This window comes from Bariatricus sp. TF06-38A (assembly GCF_027690675.1).
Lineage (GTDB): Bacteria > Bacillota > Clostridia > Lachnospirales > Lachnospiraceae > Allocoprococcus > Allocoprococcus comes.
The window spans coordinates 14,374-28,970 of sequence record NZ_JAQFCE010000014.1; the positions used below are offsets into that span (position 1 = coordinate 14,374).

The window sequence follows — 14,597 nt, forward strand, 5'->3', positions numbered from 1 at the left end:
TGTCATAGCACAGCCCGGGGCAGAACGATATTTCTGCTGGCGGGCCCTCAAAAAACGCCGGCACTTAGTGAGGGGATAACGCTTGCGGTATCACCGAACTTAGCACCGCTGCGTTTTTTGCGGAGCGAAAGCGCGCCCGAAAGCAGAAATATCGTTCTGCCCCGGGCGTCCCTTTCCTATCACCTAACTCATCAGCAAAATCCCCGAAAACGGCGGCAGGTCCAGCGTCACATGCGTCCCTTTTTTTGCTTTTGCCGGCAATGTCTTTTTCTTTTTTGTATTTCCTCCATATTCGTCCCAGTCCGTATCCAGTATCACACTGAGCTTTCCTTCTTCTTCGGTATCCAGTTCGTAATCTTCCTGTTCTTCGTCTGAGAAGTTGAATATCGCGATAAAGTTCTTATTTTTTCCTTTTCTTTTGATTGCATAGATACAGCGTTCTTCCTGATGGCAGTCCAGCCATTTGAAATTCTCCGGATCATAATCATGCCAGAATGCATCATTTTCCTGACCGATACGGTTCAGTTCGATCATATAACGGTGAAATGCATCATGGAGCGGATATTTTAGGATATCCCAGTCCTGCTCGCGGCTTTCATCCCACTCGCGAAGCTGACCAAATTCATTTCCCATGAAATTCAGCTTCTTACCAGGATGCGCCATCATATACAGATACATAGCTCTTGCCTGTGGGAACTTATCCTCATATTCTCCGTTCATCTTCTGGAGAATCGTTGCCTTTCCATGTACCACTTCGTCATGACAGTATTCCAGCAAAAAATGCTCATTATAATAATACATCATCGAGAATGTCAGCTTATGATAATCTCTGCTTCTGTATTCTGGTGCACTCTGGAAATATTCCAGTGTATCGTGCATGAAGCCAAGATCCCACTTGTAATCAAAACCAAGTCCTCCCTGGTCAACCGGTTTGGTAACACCTGGAAAATTGGTGGAATCTTCTGCGATCAGCATGGCTGTCGGATGAAGGGACTTTAGTCCCTGGTTCATCACCTTCAGAAAATCCAGTGTCGTTCCGTTAACACCCCTGGCCTCGTCACCCTGCCAGTAGATCAGACGGCTGACTGCATCCATACGGATTCCGTCAAAATGGAACTCACTCAGCCAGTAATTTGCTGCCGACTGTAAGAAACATCGTACTTCCCCTCTGGAATGCATGAAATTACAGCTTCCCCATTCGCTTTCACCTACTGCCGCATTTGGATATTCATACAGACAGGTTCCGTCAAATTCTTTCAGTCCATAATAATCGACTGCAAAATGTACCGGAACAAAATCCATGATCACACCAATTCCTGCCTGGTGACACTCATCCACAAATTTTTTCAGCTCATCCGGTGTTCCATAACGTGCGGTCGGCGCAAAAAATCCGGTATTCTGATATCCCCAGGATCCGTCAAAAGGATGCTCGGAAAGCGGCATCATCTCAATATGAGTATAATGATTCTTTTTTACATAAGGAATCAGAAGCTTTGCAAGCTCAATATAAGTATACCAGTCGGTCTTCCCTTCTCCTTTTTTTCTCCAGGATCCTGCATGGATCTCGTAGATATTGACCGGACTGTCAAATCCGACTGTCCGGTTCTTCATCCATTTTTCATCCTTAAATTTATAACTATAAAGATCCGTTAAGATTGAGCAATCTCCTGGTCTTAATTCCATCTGGAAGCCATATGGATCACAGTGCTCTACCCTTCCGCCATTTGCTGTGTAAATGCAGTACTTATACAGCTGACCAGTCTTCGCCGGAATCGGCTCTGACACATATACACCGCTCTGTCCCTCCTGATACATCGGGATCTCTGTCCAGTTACTGAACTCTCCAAATACGCACACTCCTTTTGCCGATGGCGCAAACACACGGAAAATAAAATTTTCACCCTCTTTATGCGCTCCAAAATAACGATATACATCAAAAAGATGCCCTGTATAAAACTCCTTCCGCATCTCTTTTCCCCCTGTTTATTTATTTTTTTGAAAAGATATGTTTGATAAAAACATACATTACAATAGCAAATGCCATCAGATATCCAAACGCACCGATTGCCGGAATCCCCCACAACCTTGGCTGCATATTGGTTGTACAGATAATGCTGGAACTGATCAGAAGTGCCATCACCCACAGCCCCATTACAATATTCCGCACCAACCTCCTGAGCAACCCGGAAAGCTCATCCGAAGTATGAAGATCCAGATTGACTCTGGTCTGTCCTTTCATGTGACCCTGCAGGATGTCTGCTGCAAGGGAAGGAATATCCATTGCCTTGTGAAGAGAACGATACAGTCTTTTTGCATCATTCTTTATCTCTTTTTTCCACTGTTCCTTCGTCAGAAAGCTCTCCTTCATCCGTGCCGCCGCAATCTCAACCATGTTGATCTGCGGACTGATCTCGGCAAGCACACCTTCCATATTGGCGAGTCCTCTTGCAAGCATAGTAAGTCCATGAGGCATAGAAATTTTATTTTCCTTCATCACTTCCATCAGATCCTGCATAACTTCCGCAATATCGATATCACCCATATCAATCGTTCCATATTTTGCCATCAGATTATTGATATCTTCATACAGCTTGCTCTGATCCGGCTTTCCACGGAACTCGCCAAGTGCCATCACCGCTTCCTGGATCAGACCGATGTCATTCTCTGCCACACCTTTGACTGCATTGCTAATCTGTTCCCGGTCACGCTCGGTAAGTCTTCCCATCATTCCCATATCGATCCAGACAATCTTTCCATCACGGATACGCACATTGCCCGGATGCGGATCAGCATGAAAAAAACCATCCTCCATAACCTGGCGAATGTAATTATCTACAAGCTTTGTTCCAATCTCATTCAGATCATATCCATTTGCCAGCAGATTTTCTTTATCGTTGATTGCAAATCCATCAATATATTCCATCACTAGCACATGGTTGGTCGTATATTCGCGATAGAGCCGAGGCGTTGTAACAAAAGCCACATCCTGATTGCGCTGGGCAAATTCTTCCATACTGGCTGCCTCCAGAAGGAAATTCATCTCCTGCTGGGTGACAGTCCAGAGCTCGTCCAGAACCATGTTAATATCCACCATGTCCTTGATCGTACCTGGCGGGACCAGCTTTGCCGCTTTGTGGAGCAGACTGATATCTCTGGACATTACCTTATAGATGCCCTGCCTCTGAACTTTGACGACAACATCTTCCCCAGTCTTCAGAACCGCCCGGTGGACCTGTGCGATCGATGCCGATCCCAGTGGATGCACATCAATGCTCTGGAACACTTCGTTCCACTCATAACCGTAAGACTTGCGGATCACTTCTGCTACCTGTTCAAATGGCATCGGTGTCACCTCGGAATGAAGCCGCATCAGTTCTTCACAATAGCTTTTCGGAAGAATGTCGGAATGCAGTGACATGATCTGACCAAGCTTAATATAAGTCGGCCCCAGATCCTCCAGGATCAGCCGGAGCTTTTCCGGGGTAAGTCCACCGGTAATCCCATGTTTTCTGAGGACTGCTGTCATCTCCCGCAGTCTGGAACCGTATTTATTTGACTCTTTTGGCTGGTTTTTGTTACTCATTCATGTCCTCGTTGCCAGATTCAATTGCTTCGACTTCTTTTGCTGCTTCCTCTGCCGTCTCTGTTTCAACAGTTTCAGCCGTCTCTCCTGTCTGTTCTACAACTTCCTCTACTTCTTTTGTTTCTTCTTCTGAAACTGCTGCTTCACGTTCATAAATTCTTTCTTTGAGCTGTTCAATCTGCTCCGGTGTCATCTTGTCAAGCAGCTCATCCAGTTCTTCCGGTGAAGATGTCCTGACAGAAACATTGACATTTTCTTTTACGGTCTTCTTGATATTGTGGCGAAGTTCCTGATTCAGAACTTTTCCCTGTTCTACAGCTGCTTCTCCACGTTCTGCCATCTTATCCAGAACTTCTTTTGACTTTTCTGCAGTTACTGCTGCTGTACCAATCCCTGCAAGTAATACTTTCTTAACTCCATCTCCTAAGCTTCCCATAACGTCTATCTCCTTTCACAATTTCAATCTGCTTTAAAACCCAAGGAATGTAAGCCCCTTTGGCAGAAAAATAATAATCCCGGCGATCGCTGCCATAATTGCTGCGATCAGAACCGCACCTGCTGCTGTATCTTTTGCAATCTTTGCAAGTGGCTTCCGCTCTTCCGTCACCAGATCAACCACCGCTTCTACTGCGGTATTGACCAGCTCCAGCGCCATGATAAGCCCAAAAAGTGTCAGGCAGATGCACCATTCCAGCGATGAGATCTTCAATATCACTCCGGCAATCACTACCAGAATCGCTGCCGCACAGTGAATCTTCATATTCCGCTCTTTTTTGATACAGGTACCAATCCCTTCAAATGCGTATCCAAAACTTTTATAGAGCGGATCTTTCTTCTGACTGTCCATATTTCATCACCTGCTTCTTATTATTGTCTTTATTTTACCAAATCAGCTCTATAATAACCAGTCTTTTCCGTATTTTCTTTCTATACAATCTGTAAAAATTGTAAATTTGTATTTGTATTTTGTATCGAAAAAAGCGGAAATACCATTTCTGATATTTCCGCTTCTCTGTCTGTTTATTTTATCTCTAATTCATCCATCGTTGTTTCCGCATTCATTGCAAAAAGTACACCTCCGAGGAATCCCGGGAAAACAATCGCATATCCTGCAAATATGATCAGCCAGGATATTCCTTTTAACGCCACCAGACTGACAACTCCCCAAAGTGCTGCACCTATAACCCCACACAATAATGCATTCGTCAGCAGAAACCATCCTGTCATACTCTTTTTTCCATATTTTTTATTCTTCCAGAAATCCCACAGCTTTCTCATTTTACATCTTCCTTTCCAAATTCCTTACCTTTAACAGAATCTTATCAAAGGTATGTAAAATCCAAAGGATCTGCCATGTAAAATCTATGTAAGAATTTTAAATCACCTGATGCTTCAGCCACTTTCTGCTGTGGAATCTCCACGAAAAAATAATTCCACGGAGTGTCCAGTCTGAAAACATTCCGATCCACACGCCCATCGCTCCGACACCAACTACCCGGATCATAAATACGCTGAGGCAAAAACGGCACAGCCACATCGTCGTGCAAGATGTGAGCATTGAAAATTTCACATCCCCGGCTGCGCGCATACCATAGCCCGGGATAAATGCCATAATCCATACCAATGGCTTTACAATCGTGATCCACATCGTCATATGGATACACATATCCGCACTTTCTTTTTCCATACCACCAAGGATCGTAATCGGTTTTGTCAGCACAAATACACTCAGACAGCTGATGATCAGAATCACTTCCGCAATCATACAAAGCTTTTTGATATAGTAAACCGCTTCATCTTTTCTGCCAGCCCCAATACACTGTCCAACAATCGTCATCAACCCAACGCCAACTCCGATTGCTGCAATTCCATTCAGATTTTCCAGAATACTCGTCATTGCCTGTGCCGCGATTGCCACTGTGCCGAGCGTTGATACGGAGGACTGAATCGCAAGCTTTCCAAGCTGGAACATACTGTTCTCTACCCCTGACGGGATACCGATACTTAGAATTCTCCGGATCATCCGGAAGTCTGGACGGATTTTCAGATAATCACGCACCACGATCGGCTGCCTGTCCTGACGCAGCTGGGCCAGAACTACAACTGCACAGAAAACACGTGAAATCAGAGTTGCAAGTGCTGCCCCTGCAACACCCATATGAAATCCCCAGATCAGCATTGCATTTCCTGCAATGTTCATCACATTGGATATCATGGAAATGAGCATCGGACCTTTCGTATTATCCTGTGCCCTGAAAATCGATGCTGCCGAATCATAAGCTGCGATAAACGGAAAGGACAGTGCCGTATAGAAGAAATAAATTTCCGACGCACGCATGACCTCCGCCTCCACTGATCCAAAGATCAGACGCAGCATCGGCTTTTGGAAAACAAGACAGATCAGGCTGATCACAACCGAAATTGCCGTAATAATAAACAGCACCTGCCTTGCGGATTCATTTGCCCGCTTCACATTCTTCTGTCCGATATACTGTGCACAGACGATCGCACCTCCTGCCGCCAGCGCAGAAAACGCCTGGATCACCAGCACATTGATCGAATCCACCAGCGATACTGCTGAAATCGCCGCAGATCCCACATTGCTTACCATCATTGTGTCCGCTGTTCCCATGATGGAGTTCAGAAGCTGTTCCAGAACGACCGGTATCAGAAGATCTGCAATCATTTTATTTGTGAACATATGCTTTTGTTCCATTTTCTTTTAACTCCCTTTTTTCTCTGCTTCTCTCTTATTTCATTCCTGATTTCAAATAATTTCAAAAAAATCCCTTTGCTATTATGGTCTTCTTAAACTCAGAATGCAAGTATTTTTTTGTCCTGATACGTTTAACAGACGGCTTTCTTTCTATCTCACATAGTTTTCAAACCCAAATGAGGCAGAAACCGTTTTTTTCATACATACTTTCTACCTATCAGCACATACTTATCTTATCCTGCCGGCAGTTTTTAAGATTTTCACTTTTTCTGCCTGTGCCATATCAGATAAGGAGGTCCCCATGAAAAAAGAAAAACATTCTGATATTTCATCCCGCAAAAAATCCAATCAGAAGATCATCGATTCCTACGATTATCTGTCTAATGCAGCATCTGCGCAGGACTGCACCGGTCTGATCCCTGTCGGTCCCACAAACAGAGCTGAGCTGGAATCCTACGAAGAAGTCTATCATTATCGGCCGCCAAAAATTGATCCGGAGAAATGTGAGTGACTTCTATCAACCAAATAAGGAACGGTTTCGCTCTTTTTGTCCGAAACCGTTCCTTATATTTACGCTGGTAACTACTACTATAACATGAAAAAGCATAGAACATCCTTTGTCTCATTTTCTACAAAAATCATCCCGGTAAATTTCTGGTATCCTGCCTTTTTCGCCATCTCCAAAGAAACCCGCAGGCGCTCGATTTCCCGGCTGCGCAGCTTTTCAAAATGTTCGATCGTATCTTTTCCTTCATAGCAATAGCCCTTTGTTCCAACCAGGGCATATTCGCCATAAGAATAAAAATTATTCTGGAGAAATTCCAGACGTTCAGAAAACATTTCCTTCATTTGCACCAAGATAAACGGTAATCTTCATCTTCTATTCCTCATCAAAATCTACTTCAAATACGCCTTCCGGTGTCTTCATGGTCAGGATTCCAAGATTAAAATCATCATCCTGAATCGTGATATGATATTCAAACACAACATCATCATCAAATTTGGAAAGTAAAATATATTCTCCATTTTCCTTTCCTTCAATCTGATCACAGATATCATCGTATACATCCTCTCCGGAAATCAGTCTCGGATATCCGGATGATTTGATTTTCTTTTCAATTGCTTCATATAATTCGTTCATGCTTTCTCTCTCTTTCTTTTTTTCATTTTATATTATTCTTTTTACGAGAATCTGATCTTACATCTTCTCCCGAAATCGCACATTTTAATTTATGCTGATTTCAGCATAACATACCCGCTCTATATTTTCTACTTTGACCAGGTCAGTTCTTCCTTCCCGGTATAATCAAATTTACCATCGTTTTTCTCTTCCAGCGCCTTGATCATATGATAGGTGTATTCATTATACGGCATCGGGATTCCAAGCTCTTTTCCCATCCGAACAAGCGCGCCGGAGAACATATCGATTTCCGTGTGGCATCCGGCATCCAGATCCTGCAAGGTGGAATATCTGGCTGACGGTGGAACCGCACTTCCACGTCCGGACGAGCTTTCGGTCTTGCTCATATCGATTCCTTTTGCCTGTGCGACTGCTTCCAGCTCTCTTTTTAATCCGTCACTGATTGCTTTCATGTGCACGCTGTCACGGTAACATCCAACGCCTGCTCCCAGAATCGCCTGTGGCAGATTGCTGCACACATTCAGGCAAAACTTGCACCAGATCTCTTCCTGAATATACTCTGTGGAGCGGAAATGAATCCCGGTATCTGCAAATAACTCTTCCACTGCTTTCACCCGCTCGCTGTTGAACGGCGCGGACGGTTCTCCGAAAATGATTCCAAGTGTGGTCGGTGGATCAAAATGATAACCGTCTTCCTCTTTATGTGAAGCCACTTTGATCAGTGCCGGTAACACATGCTCCATTCCCACTGTTCTGCCAATGATCTCTTCGCTGTCAACACCGTTCATCAGACTCATGATCACCGTATGCTCGCCTGTTACTTTTTGTATACTCTCCAAAGCACCTTCCAGTGAACCGTATTTCAAAGCAACCACCATCAGATCCACATCATGTGCCTCATCCGGAGTCCACACCTCCGGATGGTAAGTCTTGCCATTGATCGCACATCCGTTCTTTTTCAGACGTTCTGCTCTTTCTCCTTCAGCGATTACTCCAAGCCGGATATCTGATTTTTCAGAAAGACCCCAGATCACATAAGAGCCTACTGCTCCCGCACCTAAAACTGCAACTGATTTTATCTTCATCTTCTCTCACCTCGTAAATTTTCTATTTTTCAACCTTTCGGAGTACCCTTGCCGGATTGCCGACGATTCCCGTCTTTTTCAATAAAATTCCAAGAACCATGACAAACGCCAGAGATGCTGCACGTAAAAGTACCGCTGCCATTTTGTTGTCCTCCTGATGTATGTTATTTTCTCTTTATCCCCGCATCGGTGTCCTGACTTCAATCAGATTGCCGTCCAGATCATAAAAACGGATCACTTTCTGTCCCCAGCTGTACGTCATCAGCCTGGTGACATATTTGCTTTCCGGATACAGTTTTTCTAATTTTTCAGTAAACGCTTCAATATTCCGCTCTTCAAAATAAAGTTCACAGGAATTATTCTCCGGGACAACTTCTTTTCCTGTAACATCCTTCCAGACTTTTTCGTCCTGTAAAACAAGTCCTTCTGTCAGAATAACGTTTCCATCATTGTCCAGAATGATATCCAGACCAAACAGATCATGATAGAATTTCTTTGATTTTTCAATGTCTTTTACGACAATCAGGATATTCCTTAATCTCATCTTCTCCTCCACAACCTGATTTTTTTACTCTATCAGTTTTTTCTGATCTTCCTGGTAAAAAATAGGCTTTTCCTATTCAACTTCCCTTCCCAGCGGCACACCGCCATGGAGGATATCTTCCATCCTATGCACACGACGTTATCCGGATTGCACGGGATTTATTCGACACCTCCAGTGCAAATGGGTCCGCTTTCCTGGAATAGCTACCGCAAATACTTCTGTGTCTTTTCCATTACGTTTTTCAGGATATCAATGTTTTGTAAAATATTTTCTTTTTCCAATGAATGATTGGCATCCTCATACACATAAATCGGAACTGCCTGATTCTTTGAACATGCAATTACTTTTTTTACATCGCTCCACGGATCCGCAGTTCCAATAAATGCAATTGCATCATCATGTTCAAACATAAAAGTCTGTTCAAGCGGGGTATACAAAATCTGGCAGCATTTTATCTTATATTTCTCAGCATAAGCGGATGCAATAATGGTTCCTACGCTTTTGGAAATAAATAAAACTTCACTGTACTCGTCAAATGCGATTTCTTCAAGCTCCTTTTCTGCCTGCGCATACAAGCACTCAAATGCCTCTTGCATTTTCTTTTTATCGCCGCGTATATTTTTGCCATTATAGGAATACTCCTGCATGACTATCTTTTCATATCCATATTCCTGAACCAGTTTTCTTGCATAGTACAAAAGTGGCTTATCACAATGATAACCAATGCCTGGGAAAAATACTGCTATTTTCATGGCATCCTCCTGATTTATCTTTTATTTCCATATTTATCAAAATTTTTCCTGAGTGCAATCTCCGTCGGTATGATCGAACCCACCAGTGGAATCATCTGAAATACACACAGAATTCCCCCGACATTTCCTATGGCATCATTAGACTTTCCAATAACCAGAAGTAACACAATTAAAGATACCACCAAAAGAATAAGTCCACAGATATACCAGATCTTTCCGCAATAATGATGTGCAAATACCCAGGTGTCCTGATTCTTCATTGACATTGATGTTCTGTAACCAAACACATAATTGATCTGATCCGGTGCTTTTTTCAAAAACATTTTTCCGAAGCCGATCATTGTAAACGGAATCAGTAAATCCATTATAAGCATAAAAATCCAGAATCCCATAACCGCACCTCCATTATTTTATCTTTTTTCAGTTTTTCTCAGATACACACACCCCAAATGTCTTATGTTTCAGTTTACTCTCTTGGGACAAATTAATCAACAAACCGTTTTCGGTTCTTGTGCATTTTGTGGTAAAAAAGAAACTGGAAATTTGTGCAAATACTGGTGAATTCGGTTCTCTATGCAAATCAATTTTTAAGGCAGGACTCACTCCTTTCGGACTTGCTCTGACTCCTAATATTTCACTGGTGATCATCAACCTGATATTGCAGGGCGTAGGTGATGGAAGTCAGCCACTTATGAGCAAATATTATGGTGAAAAAAGGACAAATGACTTAACCGAAGCGAAACATATGGCTTATACTTTTGCTATTATTTATCTGCCATATTACTCGGATAAATTATATGATAAAATAAGGGACTTTTAGTTGCAGGTTGTTCTGGAGTTTCAAAATCTTCAGCGGAGAACGATTGGCTATCAGATAAAAACACCAATTTCACATTTTTTGCATATCTTAAATGAGAATGTTATACCACCCAGGAGGACTTATGAAAAAAAATTTTATATCCTTACTTTTTGTTTCTGCTATAACTGTCGGCCTTTTATCAGCCTGCAGCTCTGCACCTGCCGATGATAATGCCACGAATCCTAAAGCTGAAACCGTCACTTCCCAAGCCAATCATGACACCAATTCTTCTCCTGTCTCTGTGACACTGAACGAAGTCGCCCATTCTATCTTCTATGCCCCGCAATACGTTGCGATTGAAAATGGGTATTTTGCGGATGAAGGAATTAATTTGACTCTTGTTACTGGTTTTGGAGTAGATTAGTTAGTACAAGACAATATTTATTATTTTACCCGTAGCTTCTGTCCGGCGTAGATCAGATTAGGGTTACTTATTCCGTTAAGCTGCGCAACCTTCTGGTAGGACGTGCCGTATTTAGCTGCAATACCGGAAAGCGTATCTCCGCTCTGCACGGTGTAATACTGTGCGGATGAAGCACCTGACTTACCGTTCACGATATTCTGAATCGTATTGTAGTCATACCCGGCAGCTGATAGACGATTCTTTCTGTCGTTTCCATTGCCCCATTTACCGGCAAGAACTTCCTGTGCGATCTGCTCATTTGATTTTCTGGCAAACGCAGCGTTGATCTTATTCTGTACTTCCGTATACCGGCTACCGAGAACAACCTTTCTTGTGTCACCGTTACCATATTTACCGGATTTCACTTCGTTCACCAGTGTATCTACGGATGCAGAATAGATATGGTCGATGAAGCTCTGGACTTCGTTATACCGTGTTCCAAGGGCGTTCTTGCGGTTGTCACCATCACCGTACTTGCCCTGCATGACTCCAACAACCAGATCGAGCGTGGATCCGCCCGGAGTATTCACTGTCGGTTTCGGTGTTTCTGCCGGTTTGGTTGTGTTTCCTTTTCCGGCATACTTGTTCCATGCGTCCTTGTCGCCGTAGAATTTATCCAGATCGAGATTACCGCCCCATCCATTCAATCTACCACAAGAGCTATACTGCCGGATAACACAAGTATAAGCTCCCTCATTCCACGGCTTATCCTGATAGCCTGTGGCGTTCATGTCTGCGTACTGTGCAATCCAGAGTCCATAGTTTCCGATATTGTTGAATTTATAGGCTACAGACTGCGAACAATACAAAAGAGGTCTTACGCCTGTTTTCTGGTATACATAGTCAAGCCAGCTCTTGCACCATGCAAAATCCGAGCTACCGAATGCCGGGTTGCTCTTCCCCTCCCAGTCAAGACAGAGAATTGCTTCGCCTACACGTTTTCCGATTCTATCAAGGAAGTAATCTGCTTCTTTCTGGTAATCTCCACCATTCGCATAATGGTAGATACCGAGACACTTTCCGGCGTTCTTAGCCTGTGCGTAAGCTCTTGTGAAATCTGGATTCACGTAGCCTGTTCCCTCTGTTGCCTTTACGATCACAAAATCGCACGGGACCACACTGAGGTCAATTCCTGCCTGATAACTTGCAATATCAATTCCATTCATTGCCATAATGTTTCTCCTTTCAAAAAGAGGGCGCTATTCGCCTTCTGAATCATTATCTACTTTCACCTGATCTTCCACCTGCGATCGGATGTGCTTCACAAGCGGCTGCATAAATGCCGGGATATTCACTCCCATGTCCTGAATATTTTCTAAAATCGAAATAATCTCATTGCAGATCAGCCACATTGCCACGACACATGCCACCAGAAATGTGACTGGTGACTTCCAACCAATTGAAGTTGATGCATATAGAAGCATTTCATCTATTATTGCTCCTACAACAACCAGCAGCCACATAGATACCTTTTTGAAAATTCCTCTGATACTTTTATAGGAATTGATATCCTGTGCTCTGTATTTGCTTGCCATAAGTCCGGTAGCATAATCAATCAGATTGCATGCCACCAGCAGGATCACCGGCACTGCAAGCACTCCAAGAAGCGCTGACAGGAAAGCAAATACTGCTGTAAAAATTGCTTTGATATAGTTTGCCTGTTCCACTTTCATATTCCTCATTCTTTCTTTATGAATTTACCGGCTTTGCTGCTCCGGTATAAGATATCGGATAATCGTATGGATAGTCATACGGATAATCAACCGTTTCCTGGATCTGTACAGAAATCGTAAATTTTTCCCCGGTCGCAACCGTATTTTTGCTTAATTTCACATCTGTAATTTTAAGCATTAAACCACCTCAACTTCTATCCTTGCTTTCCTGATCGAATCCGCAACCGTATAAGTCACTTCCAATATATGTGTTCCTTTTTCTTTCGGAGCAATCTTGCAGTCAAGATAATGCTCATTGATATCACACTCTCCTTGCACCACAATGTCTGTGTAACGTGCCAGCTCATAAGATGCTGTCAGAATCGTAAATGGCTCATCGTTAGGACTTCGCACCAATAGCTTAACGTGCTTGTCTTCGCCCAGGATAAATCTAATTTTGTTCACAACAACACCCCCTTCCATGTATCGGATAAATTACCTCCACAAAGAGCGGATCTGGCTCTGCGATAACTTGATACTGCTCCGGAACTGCCTCTACAGCATAGTCTTTCGGAATAACTGTAACCTTACAGTCTTCCGGAACAATTTCCACCATATAATCAAGTGGAACAAGTCTTACGCATAGAGTAGCCGGATCAACAATCAACAGCATCTTCGTGCAGTATGCGATATTGCCTGCATCATTTTCTGCCGTCAGCTCCACCACATACATTCCATCTAAATCATAAGGGACCGTGGCATTCCACCGGTCCCCTTCAGCTCTTTCGAATATTACTTCTTTTCCATCTATCTTACCGCTTACCTTTACTACCATAGGCGCACCGCCTAGTCGGTAATCTCGACTGCAATAATGAATGTCTTTCCGCAGTCTACTGGATTCGGAGTAAGAGTCACTGACTTAATCACCGGAGCTGACGTATCGACAGTAACCTTGCGTGTGACTGTAGTAGTCTTTCCGGCTTTGTCTTTAGCTACGATTGTGATGGTGTTTGCACCCTCAGCAAGAGTCACGTCCTTAGTAAATGCTCCGTCTGTTCCGACCGTTACAGTTGCTCCATTTACCGTTACTGTAACTGGCTTAGATGATACGTCATCTGTTTTACCACTTACCGTTACCGTCTTCTTGTTGGTTATAAGGTCATTTGATGGAGCCGTGATCTGCAGTGTCGGAGGCACTGTATCAACTGTAAATGTTGCTGTCTTAGCTGCAGCTGCATTACCATCGTTGTCGGATGCTTTGACCGAAATCGTATGTGATCCATCTTTTAACGTCGGTGATGTGCATGTGCACTTATATCCACCGTCAATAGCAGTCTTTGTTACCGTCGATACGGCTGTACCATCAACTGTGACTGCGATTGTTCCTGCATTTACTCCGGAGTCTGTATCTTTTACCTGGAATTCGATAGTCGGAGTTGTATTTGTGATATAAGATCCTGCAGACGGAGACGTGATCGTGATAGTCGGTGCTGTCTTTTCTTTTACACGGAGTTTAAGTGATGCGCCGAGAGTAGCATGACTCTGATCTACCGTGGTAGTATTGCCGGCCGCATCTGTAGCCTTTACTGTTCCGCCGAGAACATGATCCGGCTGATTATAGCTCGACTTACTTGGAGCTGTAACCGTAGCTTCCCATTTCCCGGATGTCGAATTATAGGTCAGATTGTATGCCTGACCATTAAATATATATTGAGCTGTTTTTACTGCCATCTACGCTTCACCTCTACTGCTTGTCTTCTGTTACCAGATCTTCTGCTCCGGAATCAATCAGGACCTCTTTTACCTTGTCCTTTAAAAGTCTCGGTACCTGTGAATAAGTTTTCTTTCCTAACATAATCTGC

22 protein-coding genes are annotated in these 14,597 nt (G+C 43.4%); 3 read left to right on the forward strand and 19 right to left on the reverse strand.

Going from position 1 to position 14,597, the window contains the following annotated elements; translation table 11 throughout:
• Nucleotides 1-183: 183 nt before the first annotated feature.
• From glgB to PG418_RS11285, 6 genes are all read right to left on the reverse strand, one after another.
• Nucleotides 184-1,968, reverse strand: coding sequence for a 1,4-alpha-glucan branching protein GlgB (gene glgB, locus PG418_RS11260; protein WP_270205974.1), 1,785 nt, complete (start codon nt 1,966-1,968; stop codon nt 184-186).
• Nucleotides 1,969-1,987: 19 nt separating this feature from the next.
• The gene (locus PG418_RS11265) at nt 1,988-3,583 is read right to left on the reverse strand and encodes an ABC1 kinase family protein (protein WP_022220317.1); all 1,596 of its coding nucleotides are present in this window, start codon (nt 3,581-3,583) and stop codon (nt 1,988-1,990) included.
• The gene (locus PG418_RS11270) at nt 3,576-4,019 is read right to left on the reverse strand and encodes a phasin family protein (RefSeq protein WP_498837384.1); all 444 of its coding nucleotides are present in this window, start codon (nt 4,017-4,019) and stop codon (nt 3,576-3,578) included. Before PG418_RS11270 ends, PG418_RS11265 begins: the two co-directional genes overlap by 8 nt.
• A 33-nt stretch (nt 4,020-4,052) precedes the next feature.
• Nucleotides 4,053-4,430 (reverse strand): diacylglycerol kinase family protein, encoded by a 378-nt coding sequence (locus PG418_RS11275; RefSeq protein ID WP_008369472.1) that lies wholly within the window; start codon nt 4,428-4,430, stop codon nt 4,053-4,055.
• Between the two features lie 173 nt (nt 4,431-4,603).
• Nucleotides 4,604-4,861 (reverse strand): hypothetical protein, encoded by a 258-nt coding sequence (locus PG418_RS11280; RefSeq protein WP_055249282.1) that lies wholly within the window; start codon nt 4,859-4,861, stop codon nt 4,604-4,606.
• A gap of 97 nt (nt 4,862-4,958) precedes the next feature.
• Nucleotides 4,959-6,299, reverse strand: a complete 1,341-nt coding sequence (locus PG418_RS11285; RefSeq protein ID WP_117835824.1) for an MATE family efflux transporter — start codon at nt 6,297-6,299, stop codon at nt 4,959-4,961.
• Between the two features lie 301 nt (nt 6,300-6,600).
• On the opposite strand from PG418_RS11285, the gene PG418_RS11290 reads away from it, so the two are divergent.
• A complete protein-coding gene (locus PG418_RS11290; protein WP_022220316.1) occupies nt 6,601-6,810 on the forward strand; it encodes a hypothetical protein in 210 nt (69 codons plus the stop codon).
• Between the two features lie 77 nt (nt 6,811-6,887).
• Here PG418_RS11290 and PG418_RS11295 read toward each other — a convergent pair whose 3' ends face one another.
• The 6 genes from PG418_RS11295 to PG418_RS11320 all read right to left on the reverse strand — a co-directional run bounded on the left by PG418_RS11295 (nt 6,888) and on the right by PG418_RS11320 (nt 10,213).
• The gene (locus PG418_RS11295) at nt 6,888-7,148 is read right to left on the reverse strand and encodes a hypothetical protein (protein ID WP_055249287.1); all 261 of its coding nucleotides are present in this window, start codon (nt 7,146-7,148) and stop codon (nt 6,888-6,890) included.
• Nucleotides 7,149-7,179: 31 nt separating this feature from the next.
• Entirely contained in the window at nt 7,180-7,440 is a 261-nt protein-coding gene (locus PG418_RS11300; RefSeq protein WP_008369481.1) for a hypothetical protein, read from the reverse strand.
• A 128-nt stretch (nt 7,441-7,568) separates the two neighbouring features.
• On the reverse strand, nt 7,569-8,525 hold the full coding sequence (locus tag PG418_RS11305; protein WP_498837385.1) for a ketopantoate reductase family protein: 957 nt from the start codon (nt 8,523-8,525) through the stop codon (nt 7,569-7,571).
• Nucleotides 8,526-8,700: 175 nt separating this feature from the next.
• A complete protein-coding gene (locus PG418_RS11310) occupies nt 8,701-9,069 on the reverse strand; it encodes a VOC family protein (protein ID WP_055157655.1) in 369 nt (122 codons plus the stop codon).
• A 203-nt stretch (nt 9,070-9,272) separates the two neighbouring features.
• A complete protein-coding gene (locus tag PG418_RS11315; protein ID WP_173690715.1) occupies nt 9,273-9,821 on the reverse strand; it encodes an alpha/beta family hydrolase in 549 nt (182 codons plus the stop codon).
• A gap of 14 nt (nt 9,822-9,835) precedes the next feature.
• On the reverse strand, nt 9,836-10,213 hold the full coding sequence (locus PG418_RS11320; protein ID WP_008369492.1) for an SdpI family protein: 378 nt from the start codon (nt 10,211-10,213) through the stop codon (nt 9,836-9,838).
• Between the two features lie 128 nt (nt 10,214-10,341).
• Between PG418_RS11320 and PG418_RS11325 the strand changes: the two genes are divergently transcribed.
• Both PG418_RS11325 and PG418_RS11330 read left to right on the forward strand, forming a co-directional pair.
• Nucleotides 10,342-10,641: a hypothetical protein gene (locus PG418_RS11325; RefSeq protein WP_498837386.1), complete on the forward strand. Its 300-nt coding sequence runs from the start codon at nt 10,342-10,344 to the stop codon at nt 10,639-10,641.
• A 121-nt stretch (nt 10,642-10,762) separates the two neighbouring features.
• Entirely contained in the window at nt 10,763-11,044 is a 282-nt protein-coding gene (locus tag PG418_RS11330; RefSeq protein ID WP_243872462.1) for an ABC transporter substrate-binding protein, read from the forward strand.
• A 20-nt stretch (nt 11,045-11,064) separates the two neighbouring features.
• On the opposite strand, the gene PG418_RS11335 is transcribed toward PG418_RS11330, so the two are convergent.
• The 7 genes from PG418_RS11335 to PG418_RS11365 are packed head-to-tail and all read right to left on the reverse strand — an operon-like array spanning nt 11,065 to nt 14,590.
• A complete protein-coding gene (locus PG418_RS11335) occupies nt 11,065-12,255 on the reverse strand; it encodes a GH25 family lysozyme (protein WP_498837387.1) in 1,191 nt (396 codons plus the stop codon).
• A 27-nt stretch (nt 12,256-12,282) separates the two neighbouring features.
• Nucleotides 12,283-12,756 (reverse strand): phage holin family protein, encoded by a 474-nt coding sequence (locus PG418_RS11340; protein ID WP_118219003.1) that lies wholly within the window; start codon nt 12,754-12,756, stop codon nt 12,283-12,285.
• A 16-nt stretch (nt 12,757-12,772) separates the two neighbouring features.
• Nucleotides 12,773-12,934, reverse strand: coding sequence for a hypothetical protein (locus PG418_RS11345; RefSeq protein WP_172679836.1), 162 nt, complete (start codon nt 12,932-12,934; stop codon nt 12,773-12,775).
• Nucleotides 12,934-13,200, reverse strand: a complete 267-nt coding sequence (locus PG418_RS11350) for a hypothetical protein (RefSeq protein WP_055262293.1) — start codon at nt 13,198-13,200, stop codon at nt 12,934-12,936. The genes PG418_RS11345 and PG418_RS11350 overlap by 1 nt, the downstream gene beginning before the upstream one ends.
• Nucleotides 13,187-13,570: a PF13754 domain-containing protein gene (locus PG418_RS11355; protein ID WP_055297019.1), complete on the reverse strand. Its 384-nt coding sequence runs from the start codon at nt 13,568-13,570 to the stop codon at nt 13,187-13,189. Before PG418_RS11355 ends, PG418_RS11350 begins: the two co-directional genes overlap by 14 nt.
• A gap of 11 nt (nt 13,571-13,581) precedes the next feature.
• Nucleotides 13,582-14,466, reverse strand: coding sequence for an Ig-like domain-containing protein (locus tag PG418_RS11360; protein ID WP_498837388.1), 885 nt, complete (start codon nt 14,464-14,466; stop codon nt 13,582-13,584).
• Nucleotides 14,467-14,479: 13 nt separating this feature from the next.
• Entirely contained in the window at nt 14,480-14,590 is a 111-nt protein-coding gene (locus tag PG418_RS11365; RefSeq protein WP_498837432.1) for a CD1375 family protein, read from the reverse strand.
• Nucleotides 14,591-14,597 lie beyond the last annotated feature (7 nt).